Below are 25,253 nucleotides of genomic sequence, written 5' to 3' on the forward strand. Positions count from 1 at the left end.
CACAAAGGGCGGCTACGGCCGCCCTTGTTCAAGCTGTTAAGCTAATTTGCCATGAAGGAAACCGGAGGAATCATGACCAAGTCAGAATTGATTGAAAGACTTGCCAGCCAGCACTCGCACATTCCGGCAAAAGCCGTAGAAGATGCAGTAAAAGAGATGCTGGAGCATATGGCCTCTACTCTTGCCCAGGGTGAGCGTATTGAGATCCGCGGTTTCGGTAGTTTTTCTCTGCACTATCGTGCACCTCGCACCGGACGTAACCCGAAAACGGGCGATAAAGTGGATCTGGAAGGAAAATACGTTCCGCACTTTAAGCCGGGTAAAGAGTTGCGTGACCGCGCCAATATTTATGAATAAGTTTCAGTTTACTGAGGCTTAACCAGTGAAAAGCACCGATAAGGTGCTTTTTTCGTTTCAGGCCCTGCGTGGGCAAAACCTGAACCGCTCCCGCAGATTTCTTGTTGGCCGATGCAAAACCTGAACTCGATTTCGGGGCTCGCCGTAAATCTTCTCTTTCTGCGCAGACACTGCTGATAGCGCCATTCACACTCACCACAACAAGGAGGTGTGAATGACATTACCTGCCCTGGCGATGTGTCTCAATCTGGGATTAATACCGCTCTTATTTCTACCGAAACTACCCGGCCTGCACTTCCTCTGGTGGATGATTGCAGCGGCATGTGTGCTGGCGGGGCAGCGTAGACGTATCCTACGATACGCAGGATTTGCGCTGTTGTTTTTTGCGTGGGGAGTGTTGGCTGCACGGCAACAGATATGGCCTATGGCGTTTATTCCGGGAAGCAGCCAGAAAGTGAAGGTGGTTATTACCGATACGGATCGTGCGACGACCCATTTTGCCACTATTACCCATCTGAACGGTAAACGCCTTTACCCTGCGCCTGGCATTGTATTCTATGGTCAATATTTGCCTGAAGCTGTATGTGCAGGTCAGCAATGGGAAATGGTGATTCGGGCGAGGGCAATACACGGGCAACTTAACGCGGGTGGTTTCGACACACAGCGGCACGCGTTATCCATTCATCAGCCACTCACAGGACGATTCATCACCGCCAGAGCCATCAGCAGTGAGTGCAGCAGACGGGGCCTGTTCGTTAATTCACTGACAAAGAGGCTCGAGCCCTTTCACTGGCAAGCCGTCATACTGGCCCTGGGGCTGGGAGAACGCACCTCGCTGGATGCAGAAACTAAAGACATCATGCGCGAGACAGGTACCGCGCATTTAATGGCGATATCCGGACTGCATATTGCCTTAACGGCTGTACTCGGCGGGCTGTTCGCCCGAGGCATACAGTTCTTCTTCCCGGCACACTGGATAAACTGGCGTCTGCCGCTGTATGTCGGCGTCATTTTCGCGATTTATTATGCGTGGCTTACCGGGATGCAACCCCCGGCGTTCAGAACGGCAATTTCTCTCGGCGTATGGGCAGGGTTACGCCTTTCTGGTCGACAATGGAGTCCCTGGCAAGTCTGGGGGTGCTGTGTTGCTGGTATCTTATTTGTTGATCCTGTCGCGATATTGTCGCAAAGCCTGTGGCTTTCCGCCTTTGCTGTCGCCGCCCTTATTTTTTGGTATCAGTGGCTGCCACTCAGGACGAAAAGCATGGCCTGGTGGTATCGCGGACTGGTTAATCTGATCTACCTTCAGGTGGGGATGACGCTGTTACTGTTACCCCTGCAAATCCTCTCCTTTCATGGCGTAAGCGTGAGTTCCCTGGTGGCAAATCTGCTGGCAGTTCCGCTCGTGACCCTGATAACGGTTCCGCTCATCCTGATGGGCATGTTGCTTCATCTGACCGGGCCTCACGCAATTGAGACCCTCCTCTGGTTGCTTGCTGACGGTTCGTTAGATTTTCTCTTCTGGTTTTTACATGCTCTGCCCCCGGGGTGGCTGAATGTCGACGCGCGCTGGCTGGCAATGGGGGGAGTACCCTGGGTTGTTTTGATTCTCCTGCGTTTGCAACTTTTTCGTTCGGTGCCAGGCCTGTGTCTGGTCGCGTTGAGCGCGATGCTGATACCGCTATTTCGTTATCCGACCCCCGATACCTGGCGTGTGCATATGCTGGATGTGGGGCAGGGACTTGCGATGGTGATTGAGCGCAACGGTAAAGCCATTCTCTATGACACAGGGTTGGCCTGGCCGGGCGGCGACAGTGCAAAACAGTTGATAATTCCCTGGCTCCGCTGGCACCACTTAGAGCCTGAAGGCATTATTCTTAGCCATGATCATCTCGATCATCGCGGCGGGCTAGATACGCTTATGCGTCTCTGGCCGGCACTCTGGGTCCGAAGTCCGGTTAATTCTAAAAACTACCAACCTTGCTGGCGCGGGGAGAAATGGCAGTGGCAGGGTTTAACCTTTACGGCACACTGGCCGCTAAGGGATTCGCGAATGGGAGGGAATAATCTTTCCTGCGTGGTGAAAGTTGAAGAGGGCAAACACAGCATTCTGCTCACCGGAGATATTGAAACTTCCGCAGAGCTCGCGATGTTGCGTCACTACTGGCAGCATCTGGCAGCAAGCGTCATTCAGGTTCCACATCATGGCAGTAATACGTCTTCAACGTTGCCCTTTATTCAAAGAGTAAATGGAGCTGCGGCTCTGGTATCAGCATCACGCTATAACGCATGGCGTCTGCCGTCGGAAAAAGTAAAAAACCGTTATCTTCAGGAGGGATACAAATGGTATGACACACCGCATCATGGGCAAATTACCGTGCAATTTTCACCTGATACCTGGACCATAGTCAGCCTGCGCGAGCATATTTTCCCACGCTGGTATCATCAGTGGTTTGGCGTCCCTGGCGATAACGGGTAGAATATGCGGCTCTTTCAACAAGTGCTGGTTTTTTGAATGCATAACGACAAAGATCTCTCAACATGGCAAACATTTCGCCGCCTCTGGCCCATGATTGCGCCGTTTAAAGCGGGGTTGTTCGTCTCGGGAGTAGCGTTAATCCTCAACGCCGCCAGCGATACCTTCATGCTATCGCTTCTTAAACCGTTACTGGATGATGGTTTTGGCAAAACGGACCGTTCAGTGCTGCTGTGGATGCCACTGGTGGTTATCGGGCTGATGATTTTACGCGGCATCACCAGCTATATTTCAAGTTACTGTATATCCTGGGTGTCCGGCAAAGTGGTAATGACCATGCGCCGTCGGCTTTTCAGCCATATGATGGGTATGCCTGTCTCTTACTTCGATAAGCAGTCGACAGGCACCTTGTTGTCGCGCATTACCTATGATTCTGAACAGGTTGCCTCTTCCTCTTCCAGTGCCCTGATCACCGTGGTGCGTGAAGGTGCATCTATCATCGGCCTTTTTGTCATGATGTTTTATTACAGCTGGCAGCTGTCGGTGATTTTGATTGTGCTGGCCCCGGTCGTCTCCTTCGCCATCCGTGTGGTCTCAAAGCGCTTTCGTAACATCAGCAAAAATATGCAAAACACGATGGGTCAGGTCACCACCAGCGCCGAGCAGATGCTAAAAGGGCATAAAGAAGTACTGATGTTTGGTGGGCAGCAGGTTGAAACCAGCCGTTTTGACAAAGTCAGTAACAAAATGCGTCTGCAGGGTATGAAAATGGTCTCTGCCTCTTCAATTTCAGATCCCATTATTCAATTGATTGCCTCCCTTGCCCTGGCGTTCGTGCTTTACGCTGCCAGTTTTCCGAGTGTGATGGAGACACTGACCGCAGGTACCATTACCGTGGTCTTTTCATCCATGATAGCCCTGATGCGCCCACTGAAATCGCTGACGAACGTTAATGCGCAGTTCCAGCGTGGTATGGCAGCCTGTCAGACGTTATTTGCCATCCTCGACAGTGAGCAGGAAAAAGACGAAGGTCAACGGGTCATCGAGCGTGCGCAAGGTGATATTGAGTTTCGCAATGTGACCTTCACCTACCCTGGTCGTGAAACGCCAGCGTTACGTAATATCAACCTGAAAATCCCGGCGGGCAAAACCGTGGCGCTGGTGGGGCGGTCAGGTTCGGGTAAGTCGACAATGGCAAGCCTGATCACGCGCTTTTACGATATTGATGAAGGCGAAATCCTGATGGACGGTCACGATTTGCGCGAGTACAAACTGACCTCACTGCGTAATCAGGTTGCTCTGGTTTCGCAGAATGTCCATCTGTTCAACGACACGGTAGCCAATAATATTGCTTACGCCCGCACTGAAGCGTTTAGTCGCGAGCAGATAGAGCAGGCGGCGAAAATGGCCTATGCCATGGACTTTATCAGCAAGATGGACAACGGCCTTGACACCATTATTGGTGAAAACGGGGTGTTGCTTTCAGGGGGGCAACGTCAGCGTATCGCTATCGCGCGTGCCCTGCTCCGTGACAGTCCAGTTTTGATCCTTGATGAAGCGACATCGGCATTAGATACGGAATCTGAACGTGCCATTCAGTCTGCCCTCAATGAGTTGCAAAAAAACCGCACCTCGCTGGTTATTGCGCACCGCCTGTCTACCATTGAACAGGCTGATGAGATAGTCGTGGTGGAAGAGGGGCGTATTGTTGAGCGTGGAAGTCATACCGAGCTGCTGGCACAACGCGGTGTCTACGCCCAGTTACATAAAATGCAGTTTGGCGAATGATAGCCCGCATCTGGTCTGGTGAGTCACCTTTATGGCTGCTTTTGCTGCCCTTCTCCTGGCTTTATGGCCTGGTGAGCAGCATCATTCGGTTAAGCTGGCGTATCGGATTGCGTAAACCCTGGCGTGCGCCCGTCCCGGTGGTGGTGGTCGGTAATCTGACGGCGGGAGGGAACGGCAAAACCCCGGTTGTCATCTGGCTGGTAGAACAGTTACAGCAACAGGGAGTACGCGTGGGTGTGGTGTCTCGCGGATATGGCGGAAAGGCGGCGCACTATCCCCTGGTGCTCACAGTGGACACGACAACGGCAGAGGCGGGTGATGAACCCGTACTTATTTATCAACGAACGGGCGCAACGGTGGCCGTTTCCCCCTCCCGGGTTGATGCAGTGAAAGCGCTGCTGGCACACGACCCGGTTCAGCTTATCGTGACGGACGATGGTTTACAGCATTATCGTCTTCATCGTGATAAAGAGATCGTGGTCATTGATGGTGTCCGCCGTTTTGGCAACGGCTGGTGGTTGCCGGCAGGGCCAATGCGCGAACGAGCCTCGCGCCTGAAGACCGTGGACGCCATCATTACGAATGGGGGCGTTGCGTCTGCGGATGAAATTGCGATGCACCTGAAACCGGGCACCGCAGTGAATGTGCGCACCGGGGAGCATCGCGACGTCCGGGAACTTAACCATCTTGTCGCAATGGCTGGTATCGGGCATCCACCGCGTTTTTTTGCCACCCTCGCACAATGTGGCGTGACGCTTGAAGGGGAGGTTGCCCTTGCCGACCACCAGGCGCTCTTTGAAGCGGATGTGGTTAAGTTACTGAGCAGCGGGCAGAGCCTTATCATGACGGAAAAGGACGCGGTAAAATGCCGCGCCTTCGCCCATGAGAACTGGTGGTATCTCCCTGTTGATGCGCATCTTGACGGGGATAAGGCTGCCACACTGTTAAAGGATCTATTAACCCTGGTGCGCTAGCGATTTGTCGGGTGCACACTGTCTACCGGGAAGCTTATGTCAGCGCCGCTTATTTCATTGCAACTTGCCCGACAACTCCACCTTGCCGCTCAGGGATTGCTGCAAAAACCAACCCGAAGCGCGAAACCTGAGGATATTCTTTCTACCGTCCAGCGCATGTCACTGCTGCAAATCGATACGATCAATATTGTGGCACGCAGCCCCTATATCGTGCTCTTCAGTCGGCTTGGCAGTTATCCTCCCGTCTGGCTGGACGAGGCGCTACGTCGTGGAGAGCTCATGGAATATTGGGCTCACGAAGCCTGTTTCTTACCCCGTACTGATTTCAGGTTGATCCGCCACCGTATGCTCGCGCCAGAAAAGATGGGCTGGAAATATCGTCCAGAATGGATGCAGGAGCATGCCGTGGAAATCGAGGCGCTGGTGGCCCATATCGGGCAGCATGGCCCGGTGCGCTCAGCGGATTTTGAACACCCCCATAAAGGAAGCAGTGGCTGGTGGGACTGGAAGCCCCATAAACGTCATCTGGAGGGATTATTCACCTCGGGCAGGGTGATGGTGACAGAACGGCGTAATTTCCAGCGTGTCTATGATCTCACCGCACGCGTCATGCCAGAGTGGGATGATGAACGCGATAGCCTTTCACAAACGCAGGCTGAAATTCTGATGCTGGAAAACAGCGCCCGCAGCCTCGGTATCTTCCGGGCATCATGGCTGGCTGACTACTATCGTCTGCGAAAACTCTCTCTGCCGGTTTTACTGGAAAGATTACAGGCAGAAAACGTTATTGTTCCGGTCAACATCGAGACCCTTGGTCCCGCGTGGCTGCACACCAGTTTGCTCCCTCTGTTGGAAAAGGGGATGGCAGGAAAACTCAACGCCACGCACAGTGCCGTACTTTCTCCTTTTGACCCGGTTGTCTGGGACAGAAAGCGCGCCGAACAGCTTTTTAATTTCAGCTATCGGCTGGAATGTTACACGCCTGCGCCCAAACGGCAGTTTGGATACTTCGTATTGCCGCTACTGCATCGGGGGCGTCTGGTAGGCAGAATGGATGCCAAAATGCACCGTAAAACGAATGTGCTGGAGATTATCGCGCTCTTTCTTGAGGCCGGAGTGAAACCGAATAAGCGCCTTAATAACGAGCTGAAAAGTGCCATTACCGATTTTGCCCGTTGGCAGGGAGCGGTGCGTATTACCTTTGGCCGCCTTCCCGATGGTCTCTTTACAGATATTCATCAGGGGCTGGAAATAGACGCGGTCTGATAAATGAATATGTTAATATTTAACAATCTCACGTCCGGTCCATCAGGAGGAAACATGGATCATCGGTTGCTGGAAATCATTGCCTGCCCGGTTTGCAACGGCAAACTGTATTACAGTCAGGATAAGCAAGAATTAATCTGCAAGCTGGATAGCCTCGCCTATCCGGTCCGCGAGGGAATTCCGGTTCTTTTAGAAACAGAAGCCCGCCCATTGACAGAAGATGAGAGTCGACCATGAGTTTCGTAGTCATTATTCCCGCCCGCTATGCGTCAACCCGGTTGCCCGGAAAACCGTTAGTGGATATCAACGGTAAACCAATGGTTGTGCATGTGCTGGAGCGTGCACGAGAATCTGGTGCCGATCGTATTATCGTTGCTACGGATCATGAAGAAGTGGCAAAGGCGGTCGAAGCGGCGGGCGGTGAAGTGTGTATGACACGCGCCGACCATCAGTCTGGAACCGAGCGTCTGGCAGAAGTGGTAGAAAAATGCGGGTTCAGCGATGACACGGTTATCGTTAACGTGCAGGGTGACGAACCCATGATCCCGCCGGTTATAATCCGTCAGGTTGCAGAGAATCTGGCGGCACGCGAGGTTGGTATGGCGACCCTGGCGGCGCCTGTCCATGATGCCGAAGAAGCATTCAACCCGAACGCGGTAAAAGTGGTACTGGACGCTGAGGGTTATGCATTGTATTTCTCCCGTGCGACCATTCCGTGGGACCGTGACCGTTTTGCCGTATCGAAAGAAACCATTGGCAATAGCGTACTGCGTCATCTTGGTATCTATGGCTACCGGGCCGGTTTTATTCGTCGCTACGTTAACTGGGAAGCCAGTCCGTTAGAAAATATTGAGATGCTGGAGCAACTGCGGGTGCTTTGGTACGGCGAAAAAATTCATGTTGCAGTCGCAACTCAAATTCCCGGTACCGGCGTCGATACCCCGGACGATCTGGAACGTGTCCGCGCCCAAATGCGCTAAGTTACCCTCTCATCCTCTCCGTCCGGAGGGGATTTGTTTTTTTACGCATATTCTCATCCTGATTTGATCTCGTCAGGGTGACTTCCCCGTGGCAGGCGCTCATTATAAAAAGCAGTGGTCTTCATGAGGGTAATCTTGTATGGAACAACTGCGTGCTGAACTGAGCCATCTGTTGGGTGAAAAGCTAAGCCGTATGGAATGTGTGAGCGAACGTCCTGATACGGCACTATGGTCGCTTTATGACAGCCAGGGTAATGCGATGCCCTTGCTGGCAAGAAGCTTCACCACGCCTGGGCTGGCGCGGCAACTGGCATGGAAAATCTCAATGCTGGCGCGCAGCGGTACGGTGCGTATGCCCGTGGTCTATGGAGTCATGACGCATGAAGAGCACCCGGGCCCGGATGTTCTGCTTATCGAACGCTTACGTGGGGTGTCGGTGGAAGCACCAGCGCGCACGCCGGAACGCTGGGAACAGCTTAAAGATCAGATTGTTGAAGGTTTACTGGCCTGGCACCGGCAGGACAGCCGTGGATGTGTCGGCACGGTAGACAGCACCCAGGAAAATATCTGGCCGTCCTGGTATCGCCAGCGAGTGGAAGTACTCTGGACCACGCTTAATCAGTATCAGAATACCGGGTTAACGATGCAGGATAAGCGTATTTTGTTTCGCACGCGCGAATGTCTGCCTGCACTGTTTGACGGATTTAACGATAACTGCGTACTGGTCCACGGAAATTTTAACCTGCGAAGCATGCTGAAAGATGCGCGTAGCGACCAACTGCTGGCGATGGTGGGGCCTGGAATAATGCTCTGGGCTCCGCGTGAATATGAGCTGTTCCGCCTCGCGGAGGGGGCGCTGTCAGAAGGGCTGCTTTGGCACTATCTCCAGCGCGCACCCGTTTCTGAAGCCTTTATGTGGCGGCGCTGGTTGTATCTGCTCTGGGATGAAGTGGCGCAGTTAGTCAACACCGGCCACTTCAATCGCGACAATTTCAATTTAGCCTCGAAATCACTCCTGCCCTGGCTTGCCTGACTCCCCTTTCAGCCACTGCCAGACCCGCCCAAGCGTTTCGTACCCAACCCGGTCACTGTGCATCAGCCAGACCGGGGAGGGGATTGCGCTTTCCCAGGGATTAAGCGGTGAATGAATGGCCAACTGATTGGCAGGGGCGGGAAGGGGATGCAGACCAGCCTGACGGAAAAAGATGACCGCTCTCGGCATATGGGATGCTGAAGTAACAAGCAGAAAAGGAGCATCACCGATCGCGGCTTTGACCGCTGCGGCCTCTTCTTCCGTATCTTTTGGACTATCGAGGGTGAGGATATCGCTGCGTGGAACGCCAAGGCTCTCTGCGACACGAGCGCCGGCTTCAGCGGTGCTGACCGGATTGGTTCGTGCGGCCGCCCCGGTAAAAATCATTCTGGCGCCAGGATTTTCCCGCCACAGGCGGATGCCTTCAGTGAGGCGAGGCAGGCTGTTATTGATTAGGTTTGAGCTGGGTGCCCACTCATCATTCCAGGTGTAACCACCGCCCAGGACCACGATATAATTAACCCGCTGTTCGCCCCGCCAGGTGGGGTAGCTGTTTTCAATCGGCCCAAGCAGGCCGTCAGCGACGGGCTGTAAGCTAATCATGAATAAGACCATCCAGCTTACGGTAATGATACTTTTCCCCGTTCTCTGCCACCGACTAAACCAGACCAGTGCTATCCCTGTTCCAATCAGTAGCAACAAAAAGGGCAAAGGCAACATCAGGCCGCCAATGTATTTTTTGAGGGTGAAAAGCATCGCTTCCGTCTCCTTTTTGACCATACAGCGCGTGTTTCTGGGCGATCTTACACCAGGTGGGTTCATTCTCGGCACGGCTGTGACAAAATAGCGGTTTTGTCAGGATCGTGGAGCGGTCATGCAGGATCGTAATTTCGACGGCATCGCAGAGAAATTCTCGCGAAACATTTATGGCACCACCAAGGGCCAACTGCGTCAGGCGATCCTCTGGCAAGATCTCGACGCGTTGCTGGCAGAAGCTGGAGAGCGGCCGCTTCGGGTGCTGGATGCAGGAGGCGGTGAGGGCCAGACGGCAATCCAGATGGCGCTGCGGGGGCATCATGTCACGCTGTGTGATGTCTCAAAAGAGATGATTGAGCGGGCCCGCGTTGCGGCGCAGGAGAAAGGTGTGAGCGGAAATATGCATTTTATACAGTGCGCCGCTCAGGATATTGCGCAGCATTTGGATTCGCCGGTCGATCTGATATTGTTCCATGCGGTGCTGGAGTGGGTCGCTGAGCCCACGGGCGTGCTGCAGGCCTTATGGTCAGTACTCAGCAGAGGCGGTGCGCTGTCATTGATGTTCTACAATGCGCACGGGCTGTTAATGCGCAATATGGTCGTCGGCAATTTCGACTACGTGCTGGCGGGTATGCCGAAAAAGAAAAAGCGTACGTTGTCCCCGGATTATCCGCGCCATCCGGATGAAGTCTATGGCTGGCTGAATGAGATAGGCTGGCATATTACCGGAAAAACTGGCGTCCGCGTTTTTCATGATTATCTGCGAGATAAGCATCAGCAGCAGGAGTGCTATAACGCCTTGCTTGAACTTGAAACACAATATTGTCGGCAGGAGCCCTACGTCAGCCTGGGTCGTTATATTCACGTGACCGCGATCAAGCCGCAGAGAGATGAAAGGATGAACGATGAGTGAATTTTCCCAGACAGTGCCCGAACTGGTTGCCTGGGCCCGAAAAAATGATTTTTCTATCGCCCTGCCGGTGGACAGGCTCTCATTTTTACTGGCCATCGCCACGTTAAACGGTGAGCGGCTGGATGGCGAAATGAGCGAAGGAGAGCTGGTGGACGCGTTCCGCCACGTCAGTGACGCGTTTGAACAGAGTAGCGACACCATCACTCAGCGCGCCAACAACGCCATCAATGATATGGTGCGTCAGCGTTTATTAAACCGTTTCACCAGTGAACTTGCTGAAGGCAATGCCATTTATCGCCTGACGCCGCTGGGAATGGGGATTACCGATTATTATATTCGCCAGCGTGAATTCTCCACGCTGCGACTCTCCATGCAGCTCTCAATTGTGGCGGCAGAATTAAAACGAGCCGCCGATGCTGCCCAGGAAGGGGGAGATGAATTCCACTGGCACCGCAATGTATATGCGCCGCTCAAATACTCCGTGGCCGAGATTTTCGACAGTATCGATTTGACCCAGCGTGTGATGGATGAACAGCAGCAACTGGTGAAAGATGATATTGCCCAGTTGCTGAATAAAGACTGGCGGGCGGCGATATCCAGCTGCGAACTGTTATTGTCGGAAACCTCCGGCACATTGCGTGAATTACAGGACACCCTGGATGCCGCAGGCGATAAGCTGCAGGCCAATCTCCTGCAGATCCAGGATGCGACCCTGGCACACAACGACCTTGAATTCGTAGACCGGCTTGTATTCGATTTGCAAAGCAAACTGGATCGCATCGTCAGTTGGGGGCAACAGGCGATAGATTTATGGATTGGTTACGACCGCCACGTGCACAAATTTATCCGTACCGCTATTGATATGGATAAGAACCGTGTCTTCGCCCAGCGGCTTCGTCAGTCCGTGCAGTCTTACTTTGATGCGCCCTGGACGCTCACGCATGCCAGCGCCGACAGGCTGCTGGATATGCGCGATGAAGAGATGGCGCTGCGGGACGAAGAGGTAACGGGTGAACTTCCACCGGATCTGGAATACGAAGAGTTCAACGAAATTCGCGAACAACTTGCGGCGATGATCGAAGAACAGCTCGCTATCTATAAGACAAAAGAGACGCCGCTGGATCTTGGTCTGGTTGTGCGCGAATATCTGCTGCGCTATCCACGTGCGCGGCATTTTGATGTTGCAAGGATCGTCATCGATCAGGCGGTACGCCTTGGCGTGGCGCAAGCAGATTTCACCGGACTGCCTCCTGAATGGCAGCCGATTAATGATTACGGAGCCAAGGTACAGGCGCATGTCATTGACAAATATTGAACAAATGATGCCGGTTAAACTGGCCCAGGCACTTTCTAACCCGCTTTTCCCGGCTCTGGACAGCGCCCTGCGTTCAGGTCGACATATCGGTCTTGATGAGCTGGACAACCATGCGTTCCTGATGGATTTTCAGGAATATATGGAAGAATTTTATGCCCGATACAATGTGGAATTAATCCGCGCTCCTGAAGGGTTCTTCTATTTACGTCCGCGGTCGACCACCCTTATCCCGCGTTCGGTGCTCTCTGAGCTGGATATGATGGTGGGTAAAATTCTCTGTTACCTCTATCTCAGCCCGGAACGCCTGGCGAATGAAGGTATTTTTACCCAGCAGGAGCTTTACGATGAGCTTCTGTCATTAGCGGATGAAACTCGTTTACTAAAACTGGTGAATAACCGTTCAACCGGTTCAGATCTGGACCGCCAGAAATTGCAGGAGAAGGTGCGTTCTTCACTGAACCGTCTGCGTCGTCTTGGCATGGTCTGGTTTATGGGTAATGACAGCAGCAAATTCCGGATAACAGAATCCGTATTCCGCTTTGGTGCCGACGTACGCTCCGGGGATGATGCGCGTGAAGCGCAGCGCCGGTTGATTCGTGACGGCGAAGCGATGCCCGTCGAAAATCATCTACAGCTTAATGACGATCCAGAAGAAAACCAGCCGGAAAGCGGAGAGGAAGAATAATGATTGATCGCGGTAAATTTCGCTCACTAACGCTGATTAACTGGAACGGTTTCTTTGCCCGTACGTTCGATCTGGATGAACTGGTCACAACCTTGTCCGGGGGCAACGGTGCGGGTAAGTCCACAACGATGGCTGCTTTTGTAACAGCACTTATTCCGGATCTCACCCTTCTGCACTTTCGCAATACCACCGAAGCGGGCGCGACCTCCGGTTCGCGCGACAAAGGTCTGCACGGAAAGCTGAGGGCGGGGGTCTGCTATGCCGTACTTGACGTCATCAACTCTCGTCACCAGCGCGTACTGGTGGGGGTACGTTTACAGCAGGTTGCGGGTCGCGACCGCAAAGTAGATATCAAGCCTTTTGCCATCCAGGGACTGCCGACCGCATTTTTACCAACGCAGCTTCTGACGGAGACAGTAAACGAACGTCAGGCCCGCGTACTGCCGCTGCAGGAAGTGAAAGACAAGCTCGACGAGATGGAAGGGGTGCAGTTTAAGCAGTTCAACTCCATCACCGACTACCATGCCCTGATGTTTGATTTGGGCATCGTGGCGCGTCGGTTGCGAACGGCGTCCGATCGCAGCAAATTCTACCGTCTGATTGAAGCGTCCCTTTATGGCGGCATCTCCAGCGCCATTACCCGTTCTCTGCGTGATTATCTGTTACCTGAAAACAGCGGCGTCCGTAAGGCGTTTCAGGATATGGAAGCTGCCCTGAGGGAGAACCGGATGACGCTGGAAGCCATCCGCGTCACCCAGTCTGACCGCGACCTGTTTAAGCATTTGATCAGCGAAGCCACCAACTATGTGGCAGCGGACTATATGCGTCACGCTAATGAACGTCGCGTTCATCTGGACAAAGCGCTGACCGACCGTCGCGATCTGTTCTCCTCACGCCAGCAGCTGGCGGCAGAGCAGTATAAACATGTCGATATGGCACGAGAGCTGGCTGAACAGAATGGCGCGGAAGGCGATCTTGAGGCTGATTATCAGGCTGCCAGCGATCACCTTAACCTGGTGCAGACCGCGTTGCGCCAGCAGGAGAAAATCGAGCGCTATGAGGCCGATCTGGAGGAGTTGCAGATTCGCCTCGAAGAGCAGACTGAAGTCGTGGCTGAAGCAACAGATCGTCAGGAAGAGAATGAAGCCCGGGCGGAAGCCGCAGAGCTTGAAGTTGACGAGCTTAAAAACCAGCTTGCCGATTACCAGCAGGCGCTGGATGTCCAACAGACCCGTGCCATTCAGTACAACCAGGCTTTGCAGGCGCTGCAACGAGCAAAAGAACTTTGCCAGTTACCTGATTTGACGTCAGACACCGCGGATGAGTGGCTGGAGACCTTCCAGGCGAAAGAGCGTGAAGCCACTGAAAGGCTGCTGACGCTGGACCAGCGCATGAGCGTGGCACAAACGGCGCACAGTCAGTTTGAGCAGGCTTACCAGTTGGTGGTTGCCATCAATGGCCCGCTCCCCCGCAGTGATGCCTGGAACGTTGCCCGTGAACTTCTTCGGGACGGGGTAAACCAGCGCCACCTGGCCGGTGAGGCGCAATCCTTACGGATGCGATTGAATGAGCTGGAGCAGCGTTTACGCGAACAGCAGGATGCCGAGCGGCTGCTGGCAGACTTTTGCAAACGCCAGGGTAAAACCTATGCCATTGATGAGCTTGAAGCACTACACCAGGAGCTGGAAGCGCAAATCGCAGCGCTCTCAGATACGGTTTCTGGTGCAGGCGAACAACGCATGGCGCTGCGCCAGGAGTTGGAGCAGCTGCAATCCCGTATCAAAACCCTGACCCTGCGTGCGCCCGTCTGGCTGGCGGCACAGAACAGCCTCAACCAGCTATGTGAGCAGAGCGCAGAGCAGTTTGAATCCGGCCAGGACGTCACCGAATACCTTCAGCAACTGCTGGAGCGTGAGCGTGAAGGCAGCGTAGAGCGTGACGAGGTAGGTGCACGTAAGCGTGCTGTCGACGACGAGATCGAACGCCTCAGCCAGCCAGGAGGGGCCGAAGATGGACGCCTTAATGCGTTGGCGGAACGTTTTGGCGGCGTGTTGTTGTCCGAAATCTATGATGACGTCAGCCTTGAGGATGCCCCTTACTACTCAGCGCTTTATGGCCCGTCGAGACACGCTATTGTGGTGCCGGATTTATCGCTGGTCTCAGAACAGCTGGAAGGTCTTGAGGACTGCCCGGAAGATCTCTATTTGATTGAAGGCGATCCGCAATCTTTTGATGACAGTGTGTTCGGCGTGGATGAGCTGGAAAAAGCGGTCGTTGTAAAAATTGCTGACAGACAGTGGCGTTATTCACGCTTTCCGTCCGTGCCCCTGTTCGGGCGAGCGGCGCGTGAAAGCCGGATTGAAAGCCTCCATGCGGAGCGTGAAGCGCTGTCTGAGCGTTTTGCGACCCTGTCCTTTGATGTGCAGAAAACCCAGCGTTTACACCAGGCTTTTAGCCGTTTCATCGGGAGCCATCTGGCCGTTGCGTTTGATGCCGATCCAGAAGCCGAGATACGCACGCTCAATAGCCGACGCGGCGAACTGGAGCGGGCCATCACTGCTCACGAGAACGATAATCAGCAAAATCGCACCCAGTTCGAGCAGGCCAAAGAGGGGGTGGCGCTGCTTAACCGACTGCTGCCACGTCTTAGCCTGCTGGCGGATGAAACGCTTGCCGATCGCGTGGATGAAATCCAGGAACGTCTGGATGAAGCTCAGGAAGCGGCCCGCTTTATTCAGCAGTACGGTAATCAGTTGGCGAAGCTGGAGCCGATAGTCTCGGTGCTGCAAAACGATCCTGAGCAGTTCGAACAGTTAAAAGAAGATTATGCGTTATCGCAGCAGGCGCAGCGTGATGCCCGTCAACAGGCCTTCGCGTTAGCCGAAGTGGTCCAGCGTCGTGCTCACTTTAGCTATTCCGATTCTGCCCAGATGCTCAGTGGTAATAACGATCTGAATGAGAAGTTGCGCCAGCGTCTGGAGCAGGCAGAAGCAGAGCGTAGCCGCACCCGTGAAGCGTTGCGTAGTCATGCAGCACAGCTTAGCCAGTACAATCAGGTTATGGCATCACTGAAAAGTTCGTTCGATACGAAGAAAGAGCTGCTGAACGATCTGCAAAAAGAGTTACAGGACATTGGCGTGCGTGCCGACAGTGGTGCGGAAGAGCGAGCGCGCATTCGCCGTGATGAGCTGCATGCGCAACTCTCCGGCAACCGTGCCCGCCGTAATCAACTGGAAAAAGCGCTGACGTTCTGTGAGGCGGAGATGGATAATCTGACCCGTAAACTCCGTCGTCTTGAACGCGACTATCATGAGATGCGCGAGCATGTCGTGACGGCAAAAGCTGGCTGGTGTGCGGTTATGCGCATGGTTAAAGATAATGGCGTTGAACGCCGTCTGCACCGTCGTGAACTTGCTTATCTTTCCGGAGATGAATTGCGTTCCATGTCGGATAAAGCCCTGGGTGCGTTGCGTCTTGCCGTCGCCGATAACGAGCATCTTCGTGATGTCCTGAGGATGTCGGAAGATCCGAAACGGCCTGAGCGCAAAATTCAGTTCTTCGTTGCGGTTTATCAGCATCTTCGTGAGCGTATCCGTCAGGATATTATCCGTACTGACGATCCGGTAGAAGCCATTGAACAGATGGAGATTGAGCTGAGTCGTCTGACGGAAGAGTTGACCTCACGTGAGCAGAAACTGGCCATCAGCTCCCGAAGCGTAGCGAACATTATTCGCAAAACTATCCAGCGTGAGCAGAACCGTATTCGTCAGTTGAACCAGGGTCTGCAAAGCGTCTCCTTTGGTCAGGTCAACAGCGTGCGGCTTAACGTGAACGTGCGGGAAACCCATGCCACCCTGCTGACGGTACTCTCGGAGCAGCATGAACAGCATCAGGATCTGTTTAACAGCAATCGTCTGAGCTTTTCGGAAGCCCTGGCGAAGTTGTATCAGCGCCTGAACCCGCAAATCGATCTGGGCCAGCGGACGCCGCAAACCATCGGGGAAGAGTTACTGGACTACCGTAACTATCTGGAAATGGAAGTGGAAGTAAACCGCGGTTCTGATGGATGGCTTCGTGCAGAATCGGGTGCGCTCTCTACCGGTGAGGCCATTGGTACCGGGATGTCGATTCTGGTGATGGTGGTACAGAGCTGGGAGGATGAAGCACGTCGTCTGCGTGGAAAAGATATTTCGCCCTGCCGACTGCTGTTCCTTGACGAAGCGGCACGTCTTGATGCCCGTTCCATTGCAACGCTGTTCGAGTTGTGCGAACGGCTTGAAATGCAGCTTATCATTGCCGCACCGGAAAATATCAGCCCTGAAAAAGGAACCACCTATAAGCTGGTACGTAAGGTTGTGCACAACAACGAGCACGTACATGTGGTAGGTCTGCGAGGTTTTGCTGCGCAGTTACCAGAAACGTTGCCGGGAACGGCTGACGCATCCTGATAACCTGAGCTCTCTGATGGCGGCAGATATGCCGCCATTTTTTTATCTAAAGAGGTCTGCTCAGCGTGAGTGGGTCTTTAAACTTCTTTACATTTGGTAAGGCAAATGCTTTTTTGTCTTTATATACTTAGAGAAAGAATGAAGTGATGCTGATTTACTGTGAACAGGGGGCAAGGGATGTTGCTTATGAAGTCGTATGGTCGTCGAATGTCTTCGTTGGGTTTATGCCTGACATTCGCACTCGCTCCACTGTTTAGCGCTCAGGCCGATGAGCCTGAAGTGGTGCCGGTTGATAGCTCAGCGACTCAGGGTTTTCAACCGACCGCGTTATCTCAACCGCTGGCGCAGTCTCCTGCGACAGCCATGATGGCAGGGTTAACGCCTTTCCCGAGTGAAAATGCGCCTGCTGAGGCGCGTGCATCTTTGCAGGGGATTCTTCCTGCTAACTGGTCGCCCGTTTACATGAACTCACTTGCGGCGCTTTATGCGGCACGTGAGATGAAACCGTTATGGGACAATCGCGAAGCCGTTCAGGCCTTCCAGCAACAGTTAGCTGAGATTGCCATCGCCGGCTTCCAGCCGCAGTTTACGACCTGGGTTGAGCTACTGACCGACCCTGCCGTTACCGGCATGGCAAGAGACGTAGTGCTTTCAGACGCGATGATGGGCTATCTCAATTATGTTGCCAGTATTCCGGTAAAAGGTAACCGCTGGCTTTACAGTACCAAACCCTATTCGCTGGAAACCCCGCCACTCTCGGTTATCAATCAGTGGCAACTGGCCCTGGATAATGGCGAGCTCGCCTCTTTTATTGCCAGTCTCGCACCGCAGCATCCCCAGTATGAGGTGATGCATAAGTCATTGCTGGCTTTAGTGGCCGACACCACCCCCTGGCCACAGCTGACCGGAACGGCATCCTTAAGGCCGGGTCAATGGAGCATTGATGTCCCGGCATTGCGTGAGATTTTGCAACGTAGCGGGATGATGGAAGCGCATCCGCATATTGCCCTGCCAGGCGATAACGACAGCGCGAACGTTGTCAGTCCTTCAGCTATTGCGGTTGAAGAGACAAAACCAGCCGTACCCGCGCCGGTAACGCAAGGTAAGAAAAAACCTGCTGTGGCTGCGGTACGCAGTGAATACGATCGTACGCTGGTAGAAGCAGTAAAACGCTTTCAGAGTGCACAGGGCCTGCATGCAGACGGTGTCATCGGGACAGCCACGCGTGACTGGCTCAATGTTACCCCAGCCCAGCGTGCGGGCTTGCTGGCGCTGAACATTCAGCGCCTGCGCTTGCTTCCCGGCAAGCTCTCAACGGGCATTATGGTTAATATTCCGCAATATTCGCTGGTCTATTACCTGAATGGTAATGAGGTGCTGGCATCAAAAGTCATTGTCGGTCGCCCGGATCGTAAAACGCCCATGATGAGCAGCGCGCTGAATAATGTGGTTGTTAACCCGCCCTGGAACGTCCCGCCAACGCTTGCGCGCAAAGATATTTTACCAAAAGTCTGGAATGACCCCGGGTACCTTGAACGTCACAACTATACGGTTCTGCGGGGCTGGAACAGCAAAGAGGCGATTGACCCCTGGATGGTCGACTGGGCGACGATTACCCCGTCTAACATGCCGTTTCGTTTCCAGCAGGCCCCAGGCGCGCACAACTCGCTTGGGCGTTATAAGTTCAATATGCCGAGCTCTGACGCGATTTACCTGCATGACACACCAAACCACGCCCTCTTTCAAAAGGAGGCTCGTGCGCTTAGCTCTGGCTGCGTGAGGGTGAATAAATCCTCTGAGCTTGCCAATATGTTATTACAGGATGCAGGCTGGAATGACACTCGCATTTCTGACGCATTAAAAGGGGGAGATACCCGTTACGTTAATATTCGCCAGAATATTCCGGTCAATCTCTATTACCTGACTGCTTTTGTTGGTGCGGACGGACGCACGCAATATCGTACAGATATTTACAATTATGATTTACCGGCTCGTTCGGGGGCGAAAATCCTGGCGAAGGCGGAACAATTAATCAGATAAATGAAGACGTTCTGAAAACATCGTTGTCGTCATAACCAGGAAATACGGACGGGATCTGTCCAAACGCCCGTATTTCCTGGTGTCTGGCTGCCTTGACGCAGGCGTTATTGCCCGGTAAGGTGCCTTTCGTGCCTAATAATGTGCATAAAATACGATCACTTTGCTTTCTTGAAGACCTGAATATCATGGACAAATTTGACGCTAATCGCCGCAAATTGTTGGCATTAGGTGGTATTGCCCTTGGTGCAGCCATCTTACCTCAACGTGCATTTGCAACCCTATCAACGCCACGCCCACGTATTTTAACGCTGAATAATCTTCACACCGGCGAAACTATTAAGGCCGAGTTTTTCGATGGTAAGGGCTATATTCAGGATGAATTAGCAAAACTGAACCATTTTTTCCGTGACTACCGCGCGAACAAAATAAAAACCATCGATCCTAAATTGTTTGATCAGCTTTTCCGCCTGCAGGGTCTGCTGGGAACGCGTAAGCCGGTACAACTGATTTCAGGGTATCGCTCCATTGATACCAACAATGAACTCCGTGCCCATAGCCGTGGGGTCGCCAAAAAAAGCTACCACACCAAAGGTCAGGCGATGGATTTTCATATTGAAGGGATTTCTCTGAGCAATGTTCGCAAAGCTGCGTTATCTATGCGCGCGGGTGGTGTAGGATATTACCCCAGCAGTGACTTTGTGCATATTGATACCGGGCCGTTACGGCACTGGTAATTCTCAGACGGAAAAACAGGAGCAGTATGAACTATCGTATTATTCCGGTGACGGCATTCTCGCAGAATTGTTCGTTAATCTGGTGTGAAGAAACCCGGCAGGCTGCCGTGGTCGATCCCGGCGGCGATGCAGAACGCATCATAAAAGAAGTCGATGCTTCCGGCGTAACCTTGACACAGATTTTGCTCACGCATGGTCATCTGGATCATGTGGGAGCAGCCGCTGAACTGGCGCAACACTACGGTGTGCCTGTTATCGGTCCGGAAAAAGAAGATGAGTTCTGGTTACAAGGCTTGCCCGCGCAGAGTCGCATGTTTGGTCTGGATGACTGCCAGCCTTTAACCCCCGATCGCTGGCTGAACGAAGGGGATGAGGTGAGCGTTGGCAATGTTAAATTGCAGGTGCTGCATTGCCCCGGTCACACGCCCGGCCATGTGGTTTTCTTCGATGCGCTCTCACGCTTACTGATTTCCGGCGACGTCATATTTAAAGGTGGCGTCGGGCGCAGTGATTTTCCGAAAGGCGATCACCGGCAATTGATTGATTCCATCCGGGTTAAGCTGCTGCCGCTGGGTGATGATGTGACCTTTGTGCCCGGACATGGCCCCATATCAACGCTGGGTCATGAGCGTTTGCATAATCCCTTCCTGCAGGATGAACTCCCTGTCTGGTAAATAAAAAAAGCCGCGAAAGCGGCTTTTTTATGATCACCCTGACTCAAAGCACGGCGACAATGGCTTCACATAACGGTGCCATATTATCTGGCGTCATTCCGGCGACATTGACGCGCCCCGACGCGACAGCGTACACCCCGAACTCTTCCCGCAGACGCAGAACCTGCTCTTTCGTCAGACCGCTGAACGAGAACATGCCGTTCTGTTTAGTGATAAAGCTGAAATCGCGGTTTGCACCTTTATCCTGCAGAGTATTTACGAACAGCAAACGCATACGCTGAATGCGCTGACGCATATCCGTCAGCTCCTGTTCCCAGATAGCGCGCAGAGCATCATTGCCAAGGATGGTCGCCACCACAGAAGCGCCGTGTGCGGGTGGGTTGGAGTAGTTCGCACGAATGGTCGCTTTCATCTGGCTGAAAGCGCGGTCGGCGGTTTCACTATTGGCTGTGACCAGTGTGCAGGCGCCGACACGTTCATTATAAAGGCCAAAGTTTTTAGAGAAGGAGCTGGCGACAATCAGTTCTTCATGAAGCGCAGCAAAGGCACGTAACCCTTCCGCATCCTCTTCCAGGCCACGAGCGAAACCCTGATAGGCAAAGTCAAAGAGCGGGAGCCAGCCTTTTTCTACTGACAGTCTGGCCAGCGTTTCCCACTGCTCCAGCGTCGGGTCGATCCCGGTAGGGTTATGGCAGCAACCGTGGAACAGGACCACGTCCCCTGCGACAGCACCTTCAAGGCTTGCCAGCATGCCATCAAAATCAAGCGCATGGTGTTGCGCATCGTAATAGGCGTAATCGCACACTTCCAGACCCGCGGAATTGAACACGCCTTTATGGTTTGGCCAGCTCGGATTACTTACCCACACGCGCTTAGCTGAAGTATTTTTGGCCAGGAAATCAGCCGCGACACGCAAACCGCCCGTGCCACCTGGTGTCTGTGCCGTACGGGCGCGTTTGTCACTGATAATGGCGCTGCCCTTTCCGAACAGCAGTTCCTGGGTGCAACGACCAAATTCAGGAATACCGTCTATGCCGAGGTAATTCTTGGTGGTTTCATTTTCCAGCAGATATTGTTCAGCTTTTTTTACGCTGGTCAGAACAGGGGTTTTGCCGGTTTCGTCTTTATAGACACCAATACCCAGGTTGATTTTGGTTGGACGTTCATCGGCGCGAAACAGATCGGCTAAACCCAGAATAGGGTCAGCCGGGGCAGCGGTTATAATCTCAAACATGACAAGGTTCCATTGTGATGACAGAAGGGAGGTCCGCTATCAGGGTAACGGGAGAACCAGTGATTGCCAACCGTTTGCAATAAAAAGCGTGCGTCTTTTTGCACGACAGAAGGTTGTTCTTCCATAAAGCAAAAAACAGGGCCGAAGCCCTGTTTATCATGCATATAATAACGAGGTATGCTGATTAGAACTGGTAAGTTACACCCAGAGTTACGTTATCGGAGGTACCAACCCAGGAGTAGTACTGGCTGTCTTTGTCATCCAGCAGGTTGATACGGTAGTCGCCGTATACGTTGAAGTTTTTGTTGAAGTAGTAGTACGCACCAACGGTCACGTATTTAGCCAGGTCGTTGGAAACGGTGTTGCCGTTGTTATCCAGGCCCAGTGCTTTGCCGGTGGACTGAACGTAAGATACGGACGGACGCAGGCCGAAGTCGAACTGGTACTGTGCGATAACTTCGAAGTTCTGAGTTTTGTTAGCAACAGATTTGTCGTCGTTAACTCTGTTACCAAGGATGCTGGTGTTACGGGTTTCTGCGTAAACAGTTGCCAGGTAGACGTTGTTCGCATCATATTTTGCACCAACAGCCCAGCTCTCTGCTTTCTCGCCTTTGCCGTCGTCTTTCTGGTATTTGGTACGGTTAGCGGTGCTGTATGCGCCGATCACGCCGAAGCCTTCACCGAACTCATAGCCCAGGGAGGTACCGAAACCGTCGCCGTTGCCACGTTCGATGTCGTCGCTACGATCGTTTTTGCCCTGATACTGCAGCGCCAGGCTCAGACCATCAGCCAGACCGAAGAAGTTGCTGTTACGGTAGGTCAGAACACCGGTAGAACGGCTGGTCATGTAGTTATCGGTGTTACCGCCACCCCAGGTTTCGCCGGAGAAGGACGGAGACATATCGGTGTAAGATTCTACATCGTAAACCACGCCGTAGTTACGGCCGTAGTCCAGAGAGCCCGCGTCAGTTACTTTGATACCAGCGAATGCCAGACGGGTAACGTTGTCCTGGTTGCCTTCAGCTTTGCCCGCTTTGGTACGGTATTCCCATTGGCCGTAACCGGTAACATCGCTGTTTACCTGAGTTTCGCCTTTGAAGCCGATCTGACCGTAAGAGGAGTCCTGGTTAGTAGTGCTATCGCCGGAGGTGGTGAAGCCGTGCTCACCAACAACTTTCCCGTACAGGTCCAGTTTGTTGCCGTTTTTATTGTAAACTTCAGCAGCATTTGCTGCGCCAGCTACCAGCAGGGCAGGGATGACCACTGCCAGGATATTGCGCTTCATCATTATTTATTACCCTCATTGGTTTTTTTGAACACCTGCCACTGCCTCCAATAAATTCCGTCAATAATAATTTACGGAACTATTGATGAGAGTTTGGTGTCTTTCTGTGTCTGAGAGGCATCTTTCCATTCATATAATCGTTTCGCTAGCCTGAAAGTGCTACAAATGTCTTAAAGAAGTAACAGAAAGCAATATTATGTAATAATTTATGAATTTTAAGGAACTTTGTGAACCAACTCAAAGTTCAGAGACAATCGTCGATAAAAACAGCCATTCTTATCCTATTTATATGAATTACTTATAATTAATAAAGATAACGGGATTTCTTATTCAAGAATCGTTCTCAACAAGCTTTTGCTTATGACGAGGTTCAGCCATCTGGATTGCTGTGTATATTTTATCCAAATGTGCTATTCGATGAGGAAAAACTAATCCGCAAGAAAGGTGGGGGTTATTTTTTGTTCAGGAATGTTTCAACGACAGGCAGGTAAATTCAGGTCAACATGGTAACGCGGAGTCAGTATGGCAAAGGCAAATGAAGAAACCATGACAGTGGAGTAAAAAGGCCAGCACCGGCTGGCCTTTATGTTTTTAGAAAGTGGCGCTACGCGGAGTTCGCGGGAAGGGAATTACGTCACGGACGTTCTGCACGCCGGTCACATAGGCAATGAGACGTTCAAAACCAAGCCCAAACCCGGAATGCGGCACGGTGCCATAGCGACGAAGATCGCGATACCACCAATAATCTTCTTTATTCAGGCCCATTTCCGCCATACGTGCATCCAGCACATCCAGACGCTCTTCACGTTGAGAACCACCGATGATTTCACCAATTCCCGGCGCAAGAACATCCATTGCGGCGACGGTCTTTCCATCATCGTTGAGACGCATATAGAAAGCTTTGATCTCTTTTGGATAGTTTTTCACCACAACCGGTGCTTTAAAATGTTTCTCAGCAAGGTAGCGTTCATGTTCGGAAGAGAGATCAACGCCCCAGTAAACCGGATTTTCAAACGACTGACCGCAGTTTTCAAGGATAGTGATGGCATCGGTGTAATCGACCTGAGCAAAATCCGCTGCAACAAAGCGTTCAAGACGAGCGATAGCATCTTTGTCGACACGTTCAGCGAAGAACTTAAGATCGTCCATACGTTCTGTCAGCACCGCGTTAAAGGCGTATTTCAGCATGGCTTCTGCCAGACGGGCGTTATCTTCCAGATCGGCAAAGGCGACTTCCGGTTCCAGCATCCAGAACTCAGCGAGATGGCGGCTGGTATTGGAGTTTTCGGCGCGGAAGGTTGGGCCAAAGGTGTAAATTTTCGACAACGCACAGGCATAGGTTTCGCCGTTCAGCTGACCGGAAACGGTCAGGAAAGACTCTTTACCAAAGAAATCTTTGTCAAAATCGACTTTGCCCTGTGGATTACGCGGCAGGTTTTCCAGATCCAGCGTCGACACGCGGAACATCTCGCCAGCCCCTTCGGTATCGGAAGCGGTAATAAGTGGGGTCGAAACCCAGAAGAAGCCCTGCTCGTCGAAGAAGCGGTGCAAAGCCTGCGCCAGCGTATGGCGAACACGCGCAACGGCACCAATCATGTTGGTGCGCGGACGCAGGTGAGCCACTTCACGCAGGTACTCAATGCTGTGACGTTTAGCCGCCATCGGATAGGTATCCGGATCTTCAACCCAACCGGTCACTTCGACTTTTGTCGCCTGGATTTCCAGGTTCTGGCCTTCACCAGGCGATTCCACCACAACACCCGTAACAACGACGGAGCAACCGGTAGTCAGGCGCAGTACGTCTTCATTGTAATTGGGCAGAGAATTATTAATAACGGCCTGTACAGGATCAAAGCAGGAACCGTCGTAAACGGCGAGGAAGGAGATGCCAGCTTTTGAATCTCGGCGGGTGCGCACCCATCCACGTACGGTGACTTCTTGGTCAACGGCAACGCGGCTATGGATGACGTCGGCTACAGGCACAACGCTCATAATATTCTCTCTGTTAATTGTCTGGAAAAAATAACCATTTATCCGCCCGTAAAAGGGGGGATACCTATGTTACCTGGCGAGCGCCATCAGACAAGCAGAATTAACAGTGGAAGAGGAGATTTCGGAAATTAAAGGGGAAGTTAGCCGTTTAAGGCGTCGGGTATCCCGTGCCGCCACCTAAAATGCAGGACGCCACACAAGTTATCATTGACTCAGGCACGGTGTGGGGGAGGTCGGCTGAATTAATCAATGCAGCAGAGAGCAAGGAATTATCCTGAAGAGCATCACATCAGGTGATGCCCT

19 protein-coding genes are annotated in these 25,253 nt (G+C 52.7%); 15 read left to right on the top strand and 4 right to left on the bottom strand.

The genetic code is table 11. The annotated features are described in order from the left end of the window. The first annotated feature begins 72 nt into the window (after positions 1-72). The 8 genes from ihfB to M1D91_RS08295 all read left to right on the top strand — a co-directional run bounded on the left by ihfB (position 73) and on the right by M1D91_RS08295 (position 8,874). Positions 73-357, top strand: a complete 285-nt coding sequence (gene ihfB, locus M1D91_RS08260) for an integration host factor subunit beta (protein WP_437431301.1) — start codon at positions 73-75, stop codon at positions 355-357. A 214-nt stretch (positions 358-571) separates the two neighbouring features. Continuing rightward, positions 572-2,836 (top strand): ComEC family protein, encoded by a 2,265-nt coding sequence (locus M1D91_RS08265; RefSeq protein WP_437431302.1) that lies wholly within the window; start codon positions 572-574, stop codon positions 2,834-2,836. 36 nt (positions 2,837-2,872) lie between these two features. After that, positions 2,873-4,621: a lipid A ABC transporter ATP-binding protein/permease MsbA gene (msbA, locus tag M1D91_RS08270; protein WP_437431303.1), complete on the top strand. Its 1,749-nt coding sequence runs from the start codon at positions 2,873-2,875 to the stop codon at positions 4,619-4,621. Then, entirely contained in the window at positions 4,618-5,595 is a 978-nt protein-coding gene (gene lpxK, locus M1D91_RS08275; protein ID WP_437431304.1) for a tetraacyldisaccharide 4'-kinase, read from the top strand. The genes msbA and lpxK overlap by 4 nt, the downstream gene beginning before the upstream one ends. A 36-nt stretch (positions 5,596-5,631) precedes the next feature. Then, complete coding sequence (locus M1D91_RS08280; RefSeq protein ID WP_437431305.1) at positions 5,632-6,861, top strand: winged helix-turn-helix domain-containing protein; 1,230 nt, start codon at positions 5,632-5,634, stop codon at positions 6,859-6,861. Between the two features lie 54 nt (positions 6,862-6,915). Beyond that, positions 6,916-7,098 (top strand): protein YcaR, encoded by a 183-nt coding sequence (gene ycaR / locus M1D91_RS08285; RefSeq protein ID WP_437431306.1) that lies wholly within the window; start codon positions 6,916-6,918, stop codon positions 7,096-7,098. Further along, complete coding sequence (kdsB, locus tag M1D91_RS08290; protein WP_437431307.1) at positions 7,095-7,841, top strand: 3-deoxy-manno-octulosonate cytidylyltransferase; 747 nt, start codon at positions 7,095-7,097, stop codon at positions 7,839-7,841. Before ycaR ends, kdsB begins: the two co-directional genes overlap by 4 nt. Before the next feature lie 139 nt (positions 7,842-7,980). Next, entirely contained in the window at positions 7,981-8,874 is an 894-nt protein-coding gene (locus M1D91_RS08295; RefSeq protein ID WP_437431308.1) for a YcbJ family phosphotransferase, read from the top strand. On the opposite strand, the gene elyC is transcribed toward M1D91_RS08295, so the two are convergent. Next, a complete protein-coding gene (gene elyC, locus M1D91_RS08300; protein ID WP_437431309.1) occupies positions 8,851-9,630 on the bottom strand; it encodes an envelope biogenesis factor ElyC in 780 nt (259 codons plus the stop codon). The genes M1D91_RS08295 and elyC overlap by 24 nt on opposite strands. A gap of 118 nt (positions 9,631-9,748) precedes the next feature. On the opposite strand from elyC, the gene cmoM reads away from it, so the two are divergent. The 7 genes from cmoM to M1D91_RS08335 all read left to right on the top strand — a co-directional run bounded on the left by cmoM (position 9,749) and on the right by M1D91_RS08335 (position 20,439). After that, positions 9,749-10,543 carry a tRNA uridine 5-oxyacetic acid(34) methyltransferase CmoM gene (cmoM, locus tag M1D91_RS08305; RefSeq protein WP_437431310.1) on the top strand — a complete coding sequence of 265 codons (795 nt, stop codon included), beginning with the start codon at positions 9,749-9,751 and terminating at the stop codon, positions 10,541-10,543. Next, positions 10,536-11,858, top strand: a complete 1,323-nt coding sequence (gene mukF / locus M1D91_RS08310) for a chromosome partition protein MukF (RefSeq protein WP_437431311.1) — start codon at positions 10,536-10,538, stop codon at positions 11,856-11,858. Before cmoM ends, mukF begins: the two co-directional genes overlap by 8 nt. Continuing rightward, positions 11,839-12,543, top strand: a complete 705-nt coding sequence (gene mukE, locus M1D91_RS08315) for a chromosome partition protein MukE (RefSeq protein ID WP_437431312.1) — start codon at positions 11,839-11,841, stop codon at positions 12,541-12,543. Before mukF ends, mukE begins: the two co-directional genes overlap by 20 nt. Beyond that, complete coding sequence (mukB, locus tag M1D91_RS08320; protein ID WP_437431313.1) at positions 12,543-16,991, top strand: chromosome partition protein MukB; 4,449 nt, start codon at positions 12,543-12,545, stop codon at positions 16,989-16,991. Before mukE ends, mukB begins: the two co-directional genes overlap by 1 nt. A gap of 177 nt (positions 16,992-17,168) precedes the next feature. Beyond that, entirely contained in the window at positions 17,169-19,031 is a 1,863-nt protein-coding gene (ldtD, locus tag M1D91_RS08325; RefSeq protein ID WP_437431314.1) for a L,D-transpeptidase, read from the top strand. A gap of 185 nt (positions 19,032-19,216) precedes the next feature. After that, positions 19,217-19,765, top strand: coding sequence for a DUF882 domain-containing protein (locus M1D91_RS08330; RefSeq protein ID WP_437431315.1), 549 nt, complete (start codon positions 19,217-19,219; stop codon positions 19,763-19,765). 26 nt (positions 19,766-19,791) lie between these two features. Beyond that, positions 19,792-20,439, top strand: coding sequence for an MBL fold metallo-hydrolase (locus M1D91_RS08335; RefSeq protein ID WP_437431316.1), 648 nt, complete (start codon positions 19,792-19,794; stop codon positions 20,437-20,439). 43 nt (positions 20,440-20,482) lie between these two features. Here the strand turns inward: M1D91_RS08335 and M1D91_RS08340 are convergent, their stop codons facing one another. The 3 genes from M1D91_RS08340 to asnS form a co-directional block, all read right to left on the bottom strand. Then, positions 20,483-21,673: an amino acid aminotransferase gene (locus M1D91_RS08340; RefSeq protein ID WP_437431317.1), complete on the bottom strand. Its 1,191-nt coding sequence runs from the start codon at positions 21,671-21,673 to the stop codon at positions 20,483-20,485. A 184-nt stretch (positions 21,674-21,857) separates the two neighbouring features. Further along, entirely contained in the window at positions 21,858-22,961 is a 1,104-nt protein-coding gene (locus M1D91_RS08345) for a porin (RefSeq protein ID WP_437431318.1), read from the bottom strand. A 588-nt stretch (positions 22,962-23,549) separates the two neighbouring features. Next, positions 23,550-24,950 carry an asparagine--tRNA ligase gene (asnS, locus tag M1D91_RS08350; protein ID WP_437431319.1) on the bottom strand — a complete coding sequence of 467 codons (1,401 nt, stop codon included), beginning with the start codon at positions 24,948-24,950 and terminating at the stop codon, positions 23,550-23,552. Positions 24,951-25,253 lie beyond the last annotated feature (303 nt).

Source organism: Enterobacter sp. SA197 (assembly GCF_054131575.1).

Bases quoted from the DNA above. Each gene is read 5' to 3' on its own strand.
- ihfB (WP_437431301.1), top strand. From the start codon at position 73: ATGACCAAGTCAGAATTGATTGAAAGACTTGCCAGCCAGCACTCGCAC.
- M1D91_RS08265 (WP_437431302.1), top strand. From the start codon at position 572: ATGACATTACCTGCCCTGGCGATGTGTCTCAATCTGGGATTAATACCG.
- msbA (WP_437431303.1), top strand. From the start codon at position 2,873: ATGCATAACGACAAAGATCTCTCAACATGGCAAACATTTCGCCGCCTC.
- lpxK (WP_437431304.1), top strand. From the start codon at position 4,618: ATGATAGCCCGCATCTGGTCTGGTGAGTCACCTTTATGGCTGCTTTTG.
- M1D91_RS08280 (WP_437431305.1), top strand. From the start codon at position 5,632: ATGTCAGCGCCGCTTATTTCATTGCAACTTGCCCGACAACTCCACCTT.
- ycaR (WP_437431306.1), top strand. From the start codon at position 6,916: ATGGATCATCGGTTGCTGGAAATCATTGCCTGCCCGGTTTGCAACGGC.
- kdsB (WP_437431307.1), top strand. From the start codon at position 7,095: ATGAGTTTCGTAGTCATTATTCCCGCCCGCTATGCGTCAACCCGGTTG.
- M1D91_RS08295 (WP_437431308.1), top strand. From the start codon at position 7,981: ATGGAACAACTGCGTGCTGAACTGAGCCATCTGTTGGGTGAAAAGCTA.
- elyC (WP_437431309.1), bottom strand. From the start codon at position 9,630: ATGCTTTTCACCCTCAAAAAATACATTGGCGGCCTGATGTTGCCTTTG.
- cmoM (WP_437431310.1), top strand. From the start codon at position 9,749: ATGCAGGATCGTAATTTCGACGGCATCGCAGAGAAATTCTCGCGAAAC.
- mukF (WP_437431311.1), top strand. From the start codon at position 10,536: ATGAGTGAATTTTCCCAGACAGTGCCCGAACTGGTTGCCTGGGCCCGA.
- mukE (WP_437431312.1), top strand. From the start codon at position 11,839: ATGTCATTGACAAATATTGAACAAATGATGCCGGTTAAACTGGCCCAG.
- mukB (WP_437431313.1), top strand. From the start codon at position 12,543: ATGATTGATCGCGGTAAATTTCGCTCACTAACGCTGATTAACTGGAAC.
- ldtD (WP_437431314.1), top strand. From the start codon at position 17,169: ATGTTGCTTATGAAGTCGTATGGTCGTCGAATGTCTTCGTTGGGTTTA.
- M1D91_RS08330 (WP_437431315.1), top strand. From the start codon at position 19,217: ATGGACAAATTTGACGCTAATCGCCGCAAATTGTTGGCATTAGGTGGT.
- M1D91_RS08335 (WP_437431316.1), top strand. From the start codon at position 19,792: ATGAACTATCGTATTATTCCGGTGACGGCATTCTCGCAGAATTGTTCG.
- M1D91_RS08340 (WP_437431317.1), bottom strand. From the start codon at position 21,673: ATGTTTGAGATTATAACCGCTGCCCCGGCTGACCCTATTCTGGGTTTA.
- M1D91_RS08345 (WP_437431318.1), bottom strand. From the start codon at position 22,961: ATGATGAAGCGCAATATCCTGGCAGTGGTCATCCCTGCCCTGCTGGTA.
- asnS (WP_437431319.1), bottom strand. From the start codon at position 24,950: ATGAGCGTTGTGCCTGTAGCCGACGTCATCCATAGCCGCGTTGCCGTT.